This window comes from Brevundimonas vesicularis (genome assembly GCF_027886425.1).
Classification (GTDB): domain Bacteria; phylum Pseudomonadota; class Alphaproteobacteria; order Caulobacterales; family Caulobacteraceae; genus Brevundimonas; species Brevundimonas vesicularis_C.
In genome coordinates this window covers 1170436-1184090 of sequence record NZ_CP115671.1, presented here as the reverse complement: position 1 = coordinate 1184090, position 13655 = coordinate 1170436, and the positions used below count along the sequence as shown (strand labels likewise).

At 68.6% G+C, this 13655-nt stretch carries 14 protein-coding genes and 1 tRNA gene; 8 read left to right on the top strand and 7 right to left on the bottom strand.

Annotation, left to right across the window (positions count from 1 at the left end):
* Positions 1 to 3: 3 nt before the first annotated feature.
* Together PFY01_RS05880 and PFY01_RS05875 are read right to left on the bottom strand one after the other, a co-directional pair.
* Complete coding sequence (locus PFY01_RS05880; protein WP_271042775.1) at positions 4 to 282, bottom strand: hypothetical protein; 279 nt, start codon at positions 280 to 282, stop codon at positions 4 to 6.
* 62 nt (positions 283 to 344) lie between these two features.
* On the bottom strand, positions 345 to 1382 hold the full coding sequence (locus PFY01_RS05875) for a DNA adenine methylase (RefSeq protein ID WP_271042774.1): 1038 nt from the start codon (positions 1380 to 1382) through the stop codon (positions 345 to 347).
* Between the two features lie 141 nt (positions 1383 to 1523).
* Here PFY01_RS05875 and PFY01_RS05870 point away from each other — a divergent pair, with 141 nt between their 5' ends.
* Entirely contained in the window at positions 1524 to 2213 is a 690-nt protein-coding gene (locus PFY01_RS05870) for a VIT1/CCC1 transporter family protein (protein WP_271042773.1), read from the top strand.
* Here PFY01_RS05870 and PFY01_RS05865 read toward each other — a convergent pair whose 3' ends face one another.
* From PFY01_RS05865 to PFY01_RS05855, 3 genes are all read right to left on the bottom strand, one after another.
* Complete coding sequence (locus PFY01_RS05865; RefSeq protein WP_271042772.1) at positions 2214 to 4589, bottom strand: TonB-dependent receptor; 2376 nt, start codon at positions 4587 to 4589, stop codon at positions 2214 to 2216.
* A 21-nt stretch (positions 4590 to 4610) separates the two neighbouring features.
* Entirely contained in the window at positions 4611 to 5582 is a 972-nt protein-coding gene (locus PFY01_RS05860) for a FecR family protein (protein ID WP_271042771.1), read from the bottom strand.
* 85 nt (positions 5583 to 5667) lie between these two features.
* A complete protein-coding gene (locus tag PFY01_RS05855; RefSeq protein WP_271042770.1) occupies positions 5668 to 6231 on the bottom strand; it encodes an RNA polymerase sigma factor in 564 nt (187 codons plus the stop codon).
* Positions 6232 to 6352: 121 nt separating this feature from the next.
* Here PFY01_RS05855 and PFY01_RS05850 point away from each other — a divergent pair, with 121 nt between their 5' ends.
* From PFY01_RS05850 to PFY01_RS05825, 6 genes are read left to right on the top strand one after another with little or no spacing between them, the layout of a single operon-like run.
* Positions 6353 to 7039, top strand: a complete 687-nt coding sequence (locus tag PFY01_RS05850) for a thermostable hemolysin (RefSeq protein WP_271042769.1) — start codon at positions 6353 to 6355, stop codon at positions 7037 to 7039.
* Positions 7036 to 8460, top strand: a complete 1425-nt coding sequence (locus tag PFY01_RS05845; protein ID WP_271042768.1) for an AMP-binding protein — start codon at positions 7036 to 7038, stop codon at positions 8458 to 8460. The genes PFY01_RS05850 and PFY01_RS05845 overlap by 4 nt, the downstream gene beginning before the upstream one ends.
* A gap of 8 nt (positions 8461 to 8468) precedes the next feature.
* Positions 8469 to 9146, top strand: coding sequence for a TenA family transcriptional regulator (locus PFY01_RS05840; protein WP_271042767.1), 678 nt, complete (start codon positions 8469 to 8471; stop codon positions 9144 to 9146).
* The gene (locus PFY01_RS05835) at positions 9136 to 9888 is read left to right on the top strand and encodes an SDR family NAD(P)-dependent oxidoreductase (protein ID WP_271042766.1); all 753 of its coding nucleotides are present in this window, start codon (positions 9136 to 9138) and stop codon (positions 9886 to 9888) included. The genes PFY01_RS05840 and PFY01_RS05835 overlap by 11 nt, the downstream gene beginning before the upstream one ends.
* Positions 9889 to 9913: 25 nt before the next feature.
* Positions 9914 to 10561 carry a tetratricopeptide repeat protein gene (locus PFY01_RS05830; RefSeq protein WP_271042765.1) on the top strand — a complete coding sequence of 216 codons (648 nt, stop codon included), beginning with the start codon at positions 9914 to 9916 and terminating at the stop codon, positions 10559 to 10561.
* A 10-nt stretch (positions 10562 to 10571) separates the two neighbouring features.
* Positions 10572 to 11201: a methyltransferase family protein gene (locus PFY01_RS05825; protein ID WP_271042764.1), complete on the top strand. Its 630-nt coding sequence runs from the start codon at positions 10572 to 10574 to the stop codon at positions 11199 to 11201.
* Between the two features lie 2 nt (positions 11202 to 11203).
* Here the strand turns inward: PFY01_RS05825 and PFY01_RS05820 are convergent, their stop codons facing one another.
* The gene (locus PFY01_RS05820) at positions 11204 to 11938 is read right to left on the bottom strand and encodes a hypothetical protein (RefSeq protein WP_271042763.1); all 735 of its coding nucleotides are present in this window, start codon (positions 11936 to 11938) and stop codon (positions 11204 to 11206) included.
* Positions 11939 to 12083: 145 nt separating this feature from the next.
* Here PFY01_RS05820 and PFY01_RS05815 point away from each other — a divergent pair, with 145 nt between their 5' ends.
* Positions 12084 to 13493, top strand: coding sequence for an SLC13 family permease (locus PFY01_RS05815; protein WP_271043028.1), 1410 nt, complete (start codon positions 12084 to 12086; stop codon positions 13491 to 13493).
* 17 nt (positions 13494 to 13510) lie between these two features.
* Here the strand turns inward: PFY01_RS05815 and PFY01_RS05810 are convergent.
* Positions 13511 to 13597 (bottom strand) — tRNA-Leu (locus PFY01_RS05810).
* Between the last annotated feature and the right edge of the window lie 58 nt (positions 13598 to 13655).

Sequence of the window (13655 nt, the reverse complement as noted above, 5' to 3'; positions counted from 1 at the left end):
GTCTCAGATGTGCAGGAAGCCGCCCAGCAGCGCGCCCATCAGGGCCGCAACAGCCGCCCCGGCGATCGCCATCATCCAGCGCGGCGGCGGCGCCACCTCGGGCTCGACATCGATCTGCTCGATGGGTTGAGCAGCTTCGACCTGCCGCGTGTAGCGCGCGGCGTTATGGGTGAAGGTCGCATCCGCCGTCCGCGGCGCCCAAGAGCGCGGCTCAGCCGCCGGACGCACGCGGTAGTCGTCGGGGCGATCGGTCTTGGGGGCGGTGTACGGGTGCGGTTGCATAGTCCCACAACGGCACGCAGCGATTCGCGTTCCGCCCTACCCTCCGTTGTTTTCATTGGTGTCTATGCGGCCACGGGCAGGGAGACCGGCCGCTCGGTCACCACGAACAGGTGCTCGACATTCTTGAGCCGCCCGACCTGCCCGACCTTCTCGCCCTTGGGATTATGGATCCCGATCCGGGCGCCGACATAGCGAGGATGCGCCACCTCGAGGACCTGCACATGGCCTCGCGCCGACAGCATCTCGACCAAGTCGGCGCGGCTCAGATACCCCTCGTCGTTGAAGCTGACGATCAGGTTCGGCGCCTTGACCCGCTCAATCACGGTCCGCAGCGCCGGGCCGATGCCGGGCCGGCTGTTGAAGGCGCTCTTGCGCGTCCTCACGTCCACCCGCTTGTTGGCGACCCCATAGGTCTCGGGCCGGTCCCACAGCACCAGGCTTTCCCAGCAGTGGTAGTTCCCGAGATAGGAATGCTGGTTGTAGGGCGGATCCAGGTAAACCAGGTCCGCCTCGACCTGTTCGGCGATCTCGACCGCATCGCCCTGCGTCGCGCGGCACGGCCCGTCCACGGCCGGGACGAGATCCGGCGTGCGCAGCTCCAGCGTCTTCAACGCCCTCGGCGCCCACTGCTTCATATAGGCCATCTGAACCCCGGCGGTGGAATCCACCCGGTCCGCCGCCTCCATCAGGCTGACCAGGGCGATGGCCTTGAGTTCCGGCTCCAGGCCCATGGCCTCGATCCGGTCACGCATGGCGTCGATGCGAGCACCGTTGTCCGGGTGGAAATACCGCGCATCCTGACAGAAGGCCTGGGTGAACCAGCCCGCCTCGGGCTTCACCGTCCGCAACTCGGCCAGCACGACCTCGCCCCGCTCGACCCACCGCTCCCGATCCGCCTGAACATAGGTCGTCGCCAGGGCGTGGGCATAGGCGTTCAGGTCGTTCGACCAGACCTGAAACCCCTGCTTCTTCAGGGCGTGCCCGACCCGGGCCGTGCCCGAAAACAGATCGCACACCCGCCCGCCCTGCGGCAGCACCCCCGCCACCGCACCCGTCACATGCCCCAGCAAGGCGCGCTTGGAGCCGATATATTTGATCATGACGCGGCCCGACTCATCACGGCAGCATAGCGGCTGTCGCGGGGCGCGCGAAGTTGCCCGGATCGTCGGGATATAAACGCCGCGCCTAGCTTCAAGCCAACGCCCGGTCCATGCTCGGTGCGACGACTACGGAGAAGGCGCATGCTGCACAGTGAAACCCATCGGGTCGATCGCATCGGCTGGCTCAGGGCGGCGGTGTTGGGGGCCAATGACGGGCTGGTGTCGACGGCCAGTCTGGTGGTTGGCGTCGCGGCGGCGGCGACCGGTCATGGCGGCATACTGATCGCGGGCGTCGCCGGATTGGCGGCGGGCGCGATGTCGATGGCGGCGGGCGAATATGTCTCGGTCAGTTCGCAGTCCGACACCGAAAAGGCCGATCTCGCGCGCGAGGCTGTCGAACTGGCCGGTGATCATGAAGCGGAGACGCGCGAACTGGCCGGCATCTATGTCGGACGAGGCGTCGCGCCGGATCTGGCGACCGAGGTGGCGCGCCAGATGATGGCGCATGACGCGCTGGGCGCCCACGCGCGCGACGAGCTGGGTATTTCGGAGATCACCACCGCGCGGCCGATCCAGGCGGCGCTGACCTCGGCGATCACCTTCTCGGCCGGGGCCGCGCTGCCTCTGGTCGTCGCCGCCGTCGCGCCGCTGGACACGCTGGCGATCTGGGTCGCGGTTTCCGCCCTGCTGGGTCTGGCCGTGCTGGGCGCCCTGGGCGCTCGCGCAGGCGGCGCGCCTGTCGGACGATCGGCCCTGCGCGTCGTCTTCTGGGGCGCGCTCGCCATGGCCATCACGGCGGGCGTGGGCCGGCTGTTCCACATCGCCGCCTGATCAGAAACGGGCGGTCAGGGCCAGGCGGGCGGTGAGCGGTCGTTGCGGCGTGCTGATGTCGCCCGAGGCGTAGAAGGGATTGCCGAAGGTGAAGGTGTCGTCGCTGCGGTTGAACAGATTGTCCATCGACGCCCTGATCGCCCAGCGATCGATCTCCACGCCGACGCCCAGCGAACTGGTCAGATAGCCGGCCGACGCGCCGGTCGAGGTCGGCGACAGGGCGATATCCGTCGGGCCGACATAGCCCAGGCGAAGCTCCGAACGCATCGTCGCGTGCGCCAGATGCGCCTCATGCACGAGGCCGCCCTGCACGCTGAAATCGGCGACCGCCGGCAGGCGTGTGTCGGTCCCCAGCGCGAAACCGGGATCCGGTCGGGTCAACTCGGGATCATTGAAGACGGCATGCGCATCCAGCGTCCATGGGCCGTCGCGCCATTCGACCTCGCCCTCGATGCCGCGGTTGCGGCCGTCGCCCAGATTGGCGGTGAAGGGCAGGCCCCGCGCATCGAACCGGTCCGACTGGATGTTGCGCCAATCGGCGACGAAGATCGCGCTTCGCCCGCGCAGTCGCCCTTCGAACAGGGTGAAGCGCGCGCCCGCCTCGCCGGCGACGATCTCGTCGGGCTTCACGCGTCGCGCGGGCTGCTGATCGCCATTTGGCACGGCGCCGGCGTTGAAGCCCGGCCCGCGATAGCCCTCGGTCGCCAGGGCGTAGAAGACGAAAGGACCGCGATCGTATTCGATCACCAGACGCGGGGTGATATCGACCAGCGCGTCTTCTCCAGACACCTGCGTCGGATCGCCGGCGGTTTCGCTGCGATGCTCGACCCCGATGCGGAACAGGCGCGCGCCGGCCGTGATCTTCAGGCTGTCGTTTAGCGCATAGGCGGCGTCGCCGAACAGAGCCGCCTCGTCCACATGGTCGCGCCTGCGTTGTCGATAGACCCCCGGCCCGCCTTGCCCGTCCGAGATCGCAACGGTGCGGGTGTGGGTGTATTCCGAGAAGAACAGCCCGGCGCTCCACTTCAGCCGTGCGCCGAAGTCGCCGTTCAACCGCACCTCGTGCACCGCAGCCGACAGGTCGTCGGCCTGGTCCAGCGCTGCTGTTCCCGTAAGCCCGAACAATCCGGCCGCAGGCGTCGCATCGTAGCGCGCATCGAGGCCGTGCGACTGAACGCTGGACGAGGCTCGCAGCCGCGCCCAGCCCAGATCCCCGTCCACCGAGGCCCAGACGCCGTCGAAATCGTTTCGGCTGGGCTCCGTCAGGCTGCGACGACGCGCATAGGGTTGGTCGGCGCCCAGGTTGGCGTACTGGCTGTCATCGACGTCGATGGTCTGGGCGAGAAATCCCGTCTTCAAGGTCCAGCCGGGGGTCAGACGCAGCAGCGCCGCCGCCCTCAACCCCTGCCGATGCATGCCGCCGGTATTGCTCAGTCCGAGGGCCTGATCATCGACGTAGCCCCCGACCGTCTCGTCATAGCCGACGACCCGGACCGCCAGGCGATCACGCAGGATCGGGGCGTTGATCATCAGCTCGACGGCGTCGCCCGGCGCGCCGCCGGCCGTCAGAGCCCCCTCCGCCGTCACGCGCCCATAGACGCCGTCCAGGTCCGGCGCGCGGCTGACCATCTGAACGACGCCGCCCATCGAGCCGGCGCCGTACAGCGCCCCCTGCGGCCCGCGCAGAACCTCGACCCGTTCGATGTCGGCCAGACGCAACGCCGGATCGGGCGCGTCGTAAGTCAGGCGCACATCGTCGAGATAGAGCCCGATCAGACTTTGCGCCTGTCCCGCAACGGGTCCGTCCGCCAGGCCGCGAATGAAGAGCTTGTCGCGCCCCGGCCCCAGATTGGTGACTGTCAGGCCGGAGACGCGCGCGGCGACGCCGTCGAGGTCGCTGACCCCGGCCCGTTCCAGCGTCACCCCGTCCAGCGACGACAGGCCGTAGGGGGCGCGCGACAGCAGCAGATTGTCCGTGCGCGACGCCGTCACCACGACTTCATCCAGCATCGTCGGGGTCACGGGCGCAGGCGGTGCCGAGATCGTCCGCGCCACGGCAGGCGGCGCAGCGGCGACCCGCACGATCCTGTAGGCGCCGTCGCCGACGCGTGTCGCGACGCAGTGTGTGCCCAGCATCAATCTGGACAAGGCCGCATCGACGGAAAGTCGGCCTCTCACCCCGCGCGTGGGGCCGCACCGCTCGCTTCCGGCGGCGTCGATGCTGACGCCCGCCTGGAGACCGAAGTCGAGGACGGCGGTCCGCAACGGCTGAGGCGAAACCGACACCTGAAGCGAGGATCGCCCTTGGGCCATGCCGATCGACGGCGTGGTCACACCGCAAACGACGACCAGGGCGCAGAGGAAGGCTCGTACCAAAAGGCGACGTCCGAAGCAGGTTCAGCGCCGTTCTAGACGAACCCCTTGCGGCCCGCGAGTGGCCTTGATCGGCAGGAACCGTTCCAGCCGGCCGATCACCGCCGCTTCGTCATCAAGCACCAGCGTGCCGGAGAAGCGCAGGTTCGCCGCGTTCGGCGCCACAGAAACCGGCGTGGCGAAGGCGCGGCTGAGGTCGGCGGCGATCTCTCGCAGAGGCCGATCGTCATAGGCCCGTCGCCCTTGGGTCCAGGCGGCCGCGGTGCGGACATCGACCGGGGCCAAGGTCATCCGGTCGTCGGCGTCGTCGCGCTGCACCGACTGACCGACCGTCAGACGCACCCGCCGCGCGGGCTGTTTCAGGTCGCTGACCTCGACGACGCCCCGCAGCACCGCCACCTGGGTGTCATCGGCGGATCGGCGGATGTTGAAGGCCGTGCCGACCACGCGCACCTGGCTTTCGCCGACATTGATCAGGAAGGGTCGGCCGGCGTCATGCGCGACGTCGAAGGTCGCCTCGGCCTGATCCATATGCACCAGACGCCGTCCCCGCTCCATCTTCACCGACAGTGTCGAGCCGCCGTTGATCTGAAGCCGCGATCCGTCGTCCAGCGTCACCGTCCGCGTTTCGCCGGGTGCGGTGCTGTAGACCACGGTCGGCTCGGTTTGCAGCAGTGGACCCAGGAAGATCGCCGCGGCGACGGCCGCAGCCATCGCCGGGGCCGCCACCATCCATCGCCGCCCCAAGCCCTTGCGCCGCTCGCGGTGCGCCGACAGGTCGATGACCGGCCCCGGCTGAACGTCGGACAGGTCGTCCGAAGCGGTCCACAGCCCCTCGGCCTCGTCGAAGGCGCGCCGATGAGCCGGGTCTTGATCGAGCCAGGCCGTGGCCGCGTCGATGTCCACGATCGTCACGTCATCGGCGCGCAGACGCACGACCCAGGCGGCGGCCTGGGCGGCGATCTCCTCGTCCTTGATGACGTCGTCCTGGGTCATGATCCGGTCCGGGCCCGAGCGGGCTTTGGGGGAGAGACGACGCGGTCGCGCCGCATCCTCAATGAAAAATGGCGAAATCCGGTCGTCATGGCCAACCGACCCGCAGCAGCAGTTCCTTCAGCGAGGCGGAAACGTATTTTTCGACCGCGCTGCGCGAGACGCCCATCCGTTCGGCGACCTCGGCCTGGCTGAGCCCGGCCATCTTGTGCAGACGGAAGGCCTCGGCGGCCTTGGGCGGCATCCGGTCGATCGCGGCGACCACCTTTTCCAGCTTCAGCCGCGCCCAGACGGCATCCTCGGCCGACGGCGCATCCTGAGCTTCGGCCACGTCATCGATAGCGGAAGCGCGCCGCCATTCCAGATCGCGCGCGCCCGCACGACGCTGCGCCTTGGACGCATCCAGGGCCAGATTGGCGGCGATGCGATAGAGGAAGGCCTGCGGGTGGCGAACCTCGGCGGCGGCCTCCTCGGTCATGGATTGCAGCCGCACCCAGACATCCTGCGCCAGATCTTCGGCCGCAGCCGACGATCCCGTGCGCGCCGTCAGAAAGCGCACCAAGGCGGGGCGGCTGTCCAGCCACGCGTCCGCCAGGGCCTGCCGCGCCGGTCGGCTCGGGTCGTGCTGAGGGGGACCGGAAGAGGCGTTCACCACCCCATCGTGGGTTGCTGCGCCCTCTGCGGCAACCGCGATTGCGACGGCGAAAGATTTTTTTGTGGGGGTCGCCGCACCGCGTCGTCTCTGGCCCGAAGTCCCCTGGCCCGAGGCCCGCATGTTTTCACTCCGCCTGCCCGAAGACGCCGATCCGGTTCGGCCGCGCGCGCGCCGCACGCTGTCGTCGCGCATCATCCGGTTCGACGACCCCTGCCGAGGCGAACGTCGCCGCGTGGAGCAGTTCATCGAGGCGGCCTACGCCGAGGCCTATGGCGGCCAAATCCAGGCCCATTTCCCGACCCTGATGAGCGTTCAGGACGAGGCTGGCGTCATCTACGCCGCCGTCGGCTTCCGGCACGCCGCCGAGGCGCCCCTGTACTTGGAACAATATCTGGACGGCTCCGTCGAGACGGTCCTGAGCCAGGCCATCGGCGCCGTCATCGACCGCGCGCAGGTGGTCGAGATCGGCAGCCTGGCTTCCAGCGGACAGGGCGCGACCGTCTTCCTGTTCGCCGCCATGGCCCATCATCTGCAGTCCGAAGGTCTGCGGTTCGCCGTCGCCACCGCGACCGACGAACTGCGCCGCATCTTCCACAAGGCCGGTCTGGGCGCGCTTCAACTCGCGCGCGCCGATCCGCGCCGCCTCGACGACGGCGGCGGCAGCTGGGGCGCCTACTATCAGACCGATCCGGTGGTGCTGGCCGGCTCGATCGACGCGGCGACCGCACCGCTGGATCACTTCTCAGAAACGGCCCCGATCGGACGGGCCGTCCGCACCCGCCTGCACTATGAGGATCGCTCATGAGCGCCGTTCTGGACGCCCTGTCGCGTCGCGCCCGCTCCACGCCCGATGATGTGGTGATCCAGTGGGCCGAGGGTTCGCTGACCGCGGCCGAACTGCTGGCGCAGGTCGGTCAGCTGGCCACCGCCCTGGCCGATGATCGATCTCCGGTCGGCGTCCTGCTCGACAACGGGCCGGCCTGGGTCGTCGTCGATCTGGCGTTGATCCTCGCCCAGCGGCCGAGCGTGCCGATCCCGCCCTTCTTCACGGCCGCTCAACGCGATCACGCCTTGGCCGACGCCGGCGCCGGGCTGCTGATCACGCCGGGCGCTCCGGGCGAACTGACGGCGGGCGGCGCGCCGATCCGGTTGACGCCGACAGGGTTGCCGGTGCGCGATCTGCATCCCGGCACGGCCAAGATCACCTACACCTCCGGCTCGACCGGCGCGCCCAAGGGCGTCTGCCTATCGCAGGATCAGATGGAGGCGGTCGCCGCCTCTCTGGTTCAGGTCCTGGGCCGGGATCGCGCCGGGCTGCATCTGCCGGTGCTGCCGCTGGCGGTGCTGCTGGAGAATGTCGCCGGCCTCTATGCGACGCTTCTGGCCGGCGGCCGCTATCACGCCGCCAGCCTAGCCGAGGCCGGGATGGGCCAGGCCTTCCGCCCCGACTTTGCGCGCCTGCTGACCACCGTTGTCCAGACCGGCGCCACGACCCTGATCCTGGTTCCCGAACTGCTGCGCGGCCTGATCGCCGCCCAGGGTGCGATGCGGCTGGATCATCGGCTGGAGATGATCGCGGTCGGCGGCGCACGCGTCTCCCCGGTCCTGCTGGAGGCCGCCGCCAACGCCGGCCTGCCCGTGGTCGAGGGCTATGGCCTCAGTGAATGCGCCTCGGTCGTGGCGCTCAACAGTCCGGACGACGCCCGCCCCGGCACGGTCGGCCGGCCCCTGCCTCACCTTGAAGTCCATCTGGCCGACGACGGCGAAATCCTGGTCTCGCCCCATCCCTTCCTTGGCTACGTCGGCCAGGCGCCCGCGCCGGAGCGTCTGCACACAGGCGACATCGGCCGCTTCGACGCCGATGGACGGCTCAGCATCGAAGGCCGCAAGGCCAACACCCTGATCACCGCCTTCGGCCGCAACGTCGCGCCTGAATGGGTCGAGAGCGAGCTTCTGGCCGAGCCCCACATCCTTCAGGCCATGGCGATGGGCGAGGCGCAGGCGTCGTTGTCGGCCCTGATCGTGGCGACGCCCGGCGCCGAACTGGCCCAGGTCGAAGCGGCCGTGGCGCGCGCCAACGCCCGCCTGCCCGACTACGCCCGCATCGGCGACTGGCGTCTGGTCCCGCCCTTCGATCCCGCCGCCGGTCAGGTCACCGCCAACGGTCGTCCGCGTCGCGAGACCCTGCTGCGCACCTACGCCCCCTCCCCCTCGCAAGCCGCCTGAGAGTTCGCATGTCGTTTTTTGAAACCCTGGTCGCCGCGACCGCAACCGAGCGGGCCGCCTTCGCCGCCATCCCCCAGATCAGGGACGGCTTGGCCGGCCGCATCAGTCGCGACACCTACGTCGCCTATCTGGCCCAGGCCTATCACCACGTCCGCCACACCGTGCCGTTGATGCAGGCCGCCCGGTCGCGGCTGGACAATGCCCACGCCGTCTTCAAGGCCGCGCTCGACGACTATATCGCCGAGGAAACCGGCCATGAGCAGTGGATCCTTAACGACATCCGCGCCGCCGGCGGCGACCCCGATCAGACCGTGCAGGACGGCCCGAACGTCGCGACCGAACTGATGGTGGCCTATGCCTATGATACCATCCAGCGCGTCAATCCGATGGCCTTCTTCGGCATGGTCTATGTGCTGGAAGGCACCAGCATCCAACTGGCCAGCGTCGGCGCCGAGGCCGTGCAGCAAAGCCTGGGCCTGCCGCCCGCCGCCTTCACCTATCTGATTTCCCACGGGGCTCTGGATCAGGATCATATCCTGTTCCTCAAGCAACTGCTGGACGGGGTGTCGGACGCCGACGACCGCGCCGCCATCGTCCACATGGCCAAGGTGATGTTCGGCCTGTTCGGCGGGGTCTTCGCCTCCATCCCCCACATCGCAGCGCGGGAGACGGTCGATGCAGTTTGAGGATCGCAACATCCTGGTCACCGGCGGCTCCGGCGCCTTGGGACGTCGCGTGGTCGAGCGGATCGAGCGCGAGGGCGGTCGGGTCACGATCGTCGCCCGCGCGCCGGTGGCGGGCCATCACACCCTGGTGGGCGACCTGTCCACTCCGCAGGGCCTCGACAGCGTCGCCGAACAGGCCGGCGGCCGCGCCTGGGACATTCTGATCAATATCGCCGGCATCCAGCATTTCGGCCCGCTAGAGCAGCAGACGCCCGAGCACCTGCTGGCGACCTATATGGTCAATCTGGTCGCGCCGGCCCGTCTGGCCCAAGCCGTCCTGCCCGGCATGAAGGCGCGCAAGCACGGCCAGATCGCCAACGTCGGCTCCATTTTCGGCTCGATCAACTTCGCGCACTTCGCCAGCTATTCCAGCGCCAAGGCCGGGATGCGGGCGCTCAGCCAATCGCTGCGCCGCGAACTGGCCGGTACGGGCGTCGGCGTAACCTATGTCGCGCCCCGCGCGGTGGCCACGCCGTTCAACTCCGCCAAGGTCGATGAATATGCGCGCCTGACCGGCATGGCCGTCGACGATCCGGACCCGATCGCCGACCGCATCGTCGCCGCCATCCGCTCAGATCGCCGCGACGTCTACCTCGGCTTCCCCGAAAACCTGTTCGTCCGCCTCAACGCTCTGGCGCCCAGTCTGATCGACGGGGCCCTGAAGTCCAACGACCTGAAGGCCCGCGCCCTGTTCGCCGGCTGAACCACAGAAAAAGGAGAGACACGCCATGAAAACCGCCCTGTTCGCCCTGTCCCTGATGGCCGCCCCCCTGACGGTTGCCTCCGTCGCCCATGCAGACGCCTGCGACGACCGCGCGCGCGGTCTCCAGCAGTCGTGGGACCATGTGAACTTCGAAGTTCCGCAAGGCGTTCGAATGGCGGAAATGGCGCGCCTGAACACCCAGGCCGACGCCGTCGTGGCTCAATGCCCCAACCGCGCCGAACCTCTGGTCTGGGACGCCATCATCACCGCATCGGAAGCGGGATTGAAGGGCGGCATCGGCGCGCTGGGCCTCGTGCGTGAGGCGCGCACCGAACTGGAACAGGCCGAGCGGATCAACCCGCGCGCGCTGAACGGCTCGGTCTATGTCAGCCTCGGTTCGCTCTACGCCCAGGTGCCGGGCGCCCCGATCGGCTTCGGCAACCGCCAGCGCGCCCGCGACTACCTACTGCGCGGTCTGGCCATGGCGCCCAACGATGTCGACGCCAACTTCTTCATGGGCGATCTGCTGGTTCGCGAACACGACTGGAACGGCGCCGCGCGTTATCTGCAAAAGGCCATCGACGCCCCGGCCCGTCCCGGCCGCGCCGTCGCCGACCGCGGTCGCAAGGCTGAGGCCCGCGCCCTGCTCGTCCGCGCTCAGCAGCATCACTGAACATATCATCATGAGCCCTGTTCCCCCCGCCCTGTCGCTCGACGTCGTCCAACGCCGTCGCAAATGGTTCGCCGGCCTGGTTCTGCTGGCCCTCATCGTCCTGACCGCCAGCGTCCGCTCGGTCGCCGCCCTCGACGGCGAATGGCATGAGGGCGTCGAAGGCCTGGGCCTGGCCGCGATCATCGTCGCCATCGTCGGCCGCGCCTGGTGCTCGCTCTATATCGGCGGACGCAAGAAGGCCGAGATCGTCGATCGCGGCCCCTATTCCATCACGCGCAACCCGCTCTATGTCTTCAGCTTCATCGGCGCCTTCGGCGTCGGCGCCCAGACCGGCAGCGTGACGATCGGCGCGACCTTCGCCGTGGCGACCTTTTTGGTCTTCCTGCGCACGGTCGGTCGCGAAGAGGCCTGGCTGGCCGAACATTTCGGCGCGCCCTACGCCGCCTACTGCGCCCGCACGCCGCGCTTCCTGCCCAATCCCGCCCGCTGGCGCGACGCCGAGCAGCTGACCATCCGTCCCGCCTTCTTCGTCCGCACCCTGCGCGACGGCCTAGTCTTCCTCGCCGCCATCCCCGTCATGGAGGGCATCGAGCACCTGCAGTCATCAGGGTTGATCGGTTTTCCGGTCAGCCTGTTCTAGACCTAACCGTCGCGCCATTCGCTGAGCATTTGGCCGTTGGCGTCTTCGAAGGCGACGCGGTCGAGTTGCACTGCGCCGATGCAAACCGGCCGTTGATCAGGGGCTGCACGACAGTGAATGGCGCGGCCGTCGGCGAAGGTGGTCATCCGGCCTTCCAGCACGAGACGATAGCCCTGTGCTGATGGCGCTGGCGGCTGGCCATCCTCGCCGCGCAGGGTGAACTCGTAGGCGCGGCCGTTTCGGCGGCCGGTCCGCGCGCCGTTTGGCTTGAATATGGCGGCCAGCCCTGCCGTTTGAGGCGAGGCCTGGCTTGAAGCCGAGGCGCCGGGCGCAATCGCCGGGCAGGCCTCGGTGCGCAGCCACGGCCGGGCCAACCAGAAGCCTTCGGACGCCTCCAGGCTGCTGTCGTCGTTTGCGATCAGGCCGGACCGCAGCCAATCGGCCGGCGCCAGGCTGACCTTCAGGCTCTGACTATCCTTCGCCCAAGCGACTGTCGCCAGCCCATCGGCCGCAGCCTCGGCGGCGTCGCCGGGCTCACCGCAGCCAAAGGCTTGGCGCACGACAAAGCGACGCCCTGCCAGAGACGCGCCCCCGACCTCGCGCCCTGCGGCGAAGGCCGAGGCGGCGATGTCCATGGCCTGAAGCAGGCCGGCGCGGTCCAGGACCGGCGGCGTTTCGGATTTTTGGGCCGGAGCAGGCGCAGGCTGCGGCTCACGCTGGCAAGCGGCGAGCGCCAACAGGGACGCCGCAAGCGCGACTATCGAAGACCGAGGCGACGCAATCGTTTCGAGCATGGAACCACTCTAACACGCGAACCGCTGAGGTGGATGCGTTGACCCGAAAAGGTTGACGCGAACGATGGGGGACGGTCTGCACAGCAACATAACTTTCGACCAGATCGCCGCCCTCGCCGTGCTCGTCGCCGTCGTGGGCGTCCTGATCCACGGCAAGATGCGGGCCGACGTCGTCGCCCTGACCGGCGCCGCCGTCCTTCTGCTGTTGGGCGTCGTGCGGCCGGTCGAGGTGCAGGGCGCCTTCGCCAGTCCCGCCGTCATCGCCTTGGCCGGCCTGTTCGTCATCGCCTACGCTATCGAACTGTCCGGCCTCTTGGGCTGGTTGATTCGACAGGCGACGCAGCTTTCCGCCCGGATCGGCGCCCGAGGCATCTGGATCGTCATCGGCCTGTGCGGTTCGGTCGGCGGCTTTCTGAACAACACCCCTGTGGTGGTCTTGGCCGCGCCGGTGATCCGCGACGTGGCCCAATCCTTGCGCCTGTCGCCGAAACGCTTTCTGATGCCGCTCAGCCACGTCACGGTCATGGGCGGTCTGCTGACGCTGATCGGGACCTCGACCAACCTGCTCGTCAACGACATGGCCCGCAACGCCGGCCAGCCGGTCTTCGGCCTGTTCGAGATCACCCCCGTGGGTCTGGCCATCGCGGTCGTCGGCGGCCTGTGGCTCTATTTCGTGGGTGCGCGCCAGCTGGGTCGATCGGTCGCCAGGGATGAGGCGGAAACCGCGCGCCTGGCGGAAATGGAAGAGGCGCGTCGCCGCGCAGAGGCCGAGGCCATCAATCGCCGCAAGCGCCTGCTGCCGTTCGGCCTGCCGCGCCTGGGCGGATCACGCAATCAGGTCGATGGTTCGGGTGATGCGCATCTCGGCGACGTTGAACTGTATGGAGCCGCTGATCGTCCGCTACGGCTGAAGCCGGCTGCGATCTCGCTGAGCGTGTTTGTGCTAGTGATCCTGTCGGCCGCGCTGGGGTGGGCGCCGATCGCCGCCTCAGCCTTTGCCGGCGCCGTCGGACTGATCCTGCTGCGCGTCATCACACCTGAGGAGGCCTATGCCGGACTGCGCCCCGAAATCCTGTTGCTGATCGCCGGGATGGTCGTGGTCGGCACGGCCATCGAGGTCACGGGGCTGGCGTCCGCCGGCGCAGATCGTCTGATCGGTGTGATCCGGCCCCTGGGGCCGCTGGGCGCCTTGATCGTGCTTTACGGCGTGACGCTGTTCGCCACCGAACTGCTGTCCAACGCCACCGTCGCGGTGCTGATCACTCCCATCGCCGTGGCCCTGGCCGAAAGCTTGGGCGTCGATCCCCGCCCCTTCTTGGTGTGCGTCATGATGGCGGCCTCTGCCGCCTTCGCCACCCCGTTCGGCTACCAGACCAATGTGCTGGTCTTTAACATGGGCGGCTACAGCTACATGGACTTCGTCCGCGTCGGCCTGCCTTTGAACCTGATCACCTGGATCGCCGCCATGGTCGCCATCCCGATCTTCTTCCCGTTCTGATCGAGTGGCAGTCGGAGTGGTGCGGGCGGCCGGGCTTGAACCGGCAAGGACTTTCGTCCGGCAGATTTTAAGTCTGCTGCGTCTACCAGTTTCGCCACGCCCGCAGCCCGGTCTGGCCCGGTTCGGCTCCTATAGACGGAACCGGGCCGGGTCTCCAAGTCG

Coding starts and splice junctions, on each gene's coding strand:
- PFY01_RS05835 (WP_271042766.1), top strand. CDS start 9,136: ATGCAGTTTGAGGATCGCAACATCCTGGTCACCGGCGGCTCCGGCGCC.
- PFY01_RS05850 (WP_271042769.1), top strand. CDS start 6,353: ATGTTTTCACTCCGCCTGCCCGAAGACGCCGATCCGGTTCGGCCGCGC.
- PFY01_RS05880 (WP_271042775.1), bottom strand. CDS start 282: ATGCAACCGCACCCGTACACCGCCCCCAAGACCGATCGCCCCGACGAC.
- PFY01_RS05875 (WP_271042774.1), bottom strand. CDS start 1,382: ATGATCAAATATATCGGCTCCAAGCGCGCCTTGCTGGGGCATGTGACG.
- PFY01_RS05825 (WP_271042764.1), top strand. CDS start 10,572: ATGAGCCCTGTTCCCCCCGCCCTGTCGCTCGACGTCGTCCAACGCCGT.
- PFY01_RS05860 (WP_271042771.1), bottom strand. CDS start 5,582: ATGACCCAGGACGACGTCATCAAGGACGAGGAGATCGCCGCCCAGGCC.
- PFY01_RS05840 (WP_271042767.1), top strand. CDS start 8,469: ATGTCGTTTTTTGAAACCCTGGTCGCCGCGACCGCAACCGAGCGGGCC.
- PFY01_RS05845 (WP_271042768.1), top strand. CDS start 7,036: ATGAGCGCCGTTCTGGACGCCCTGTCGCGTCGCGCCCGCTCCACGCCC.
- PFY01_RS05830 (WP_271042765.1), top strand. CDS start 9,914: ATGAAAACCGCCCTGTTCGCCCTGTCCCTGATGGCCGCCCCCCTGACG.
- PFY01_RS05870 (WP_271042773.1), top strand. CDS start 1,524: ATGCTGCACAGTGAAACCCATCGGGTCGATCGCATCGGCTGGCTCAGG.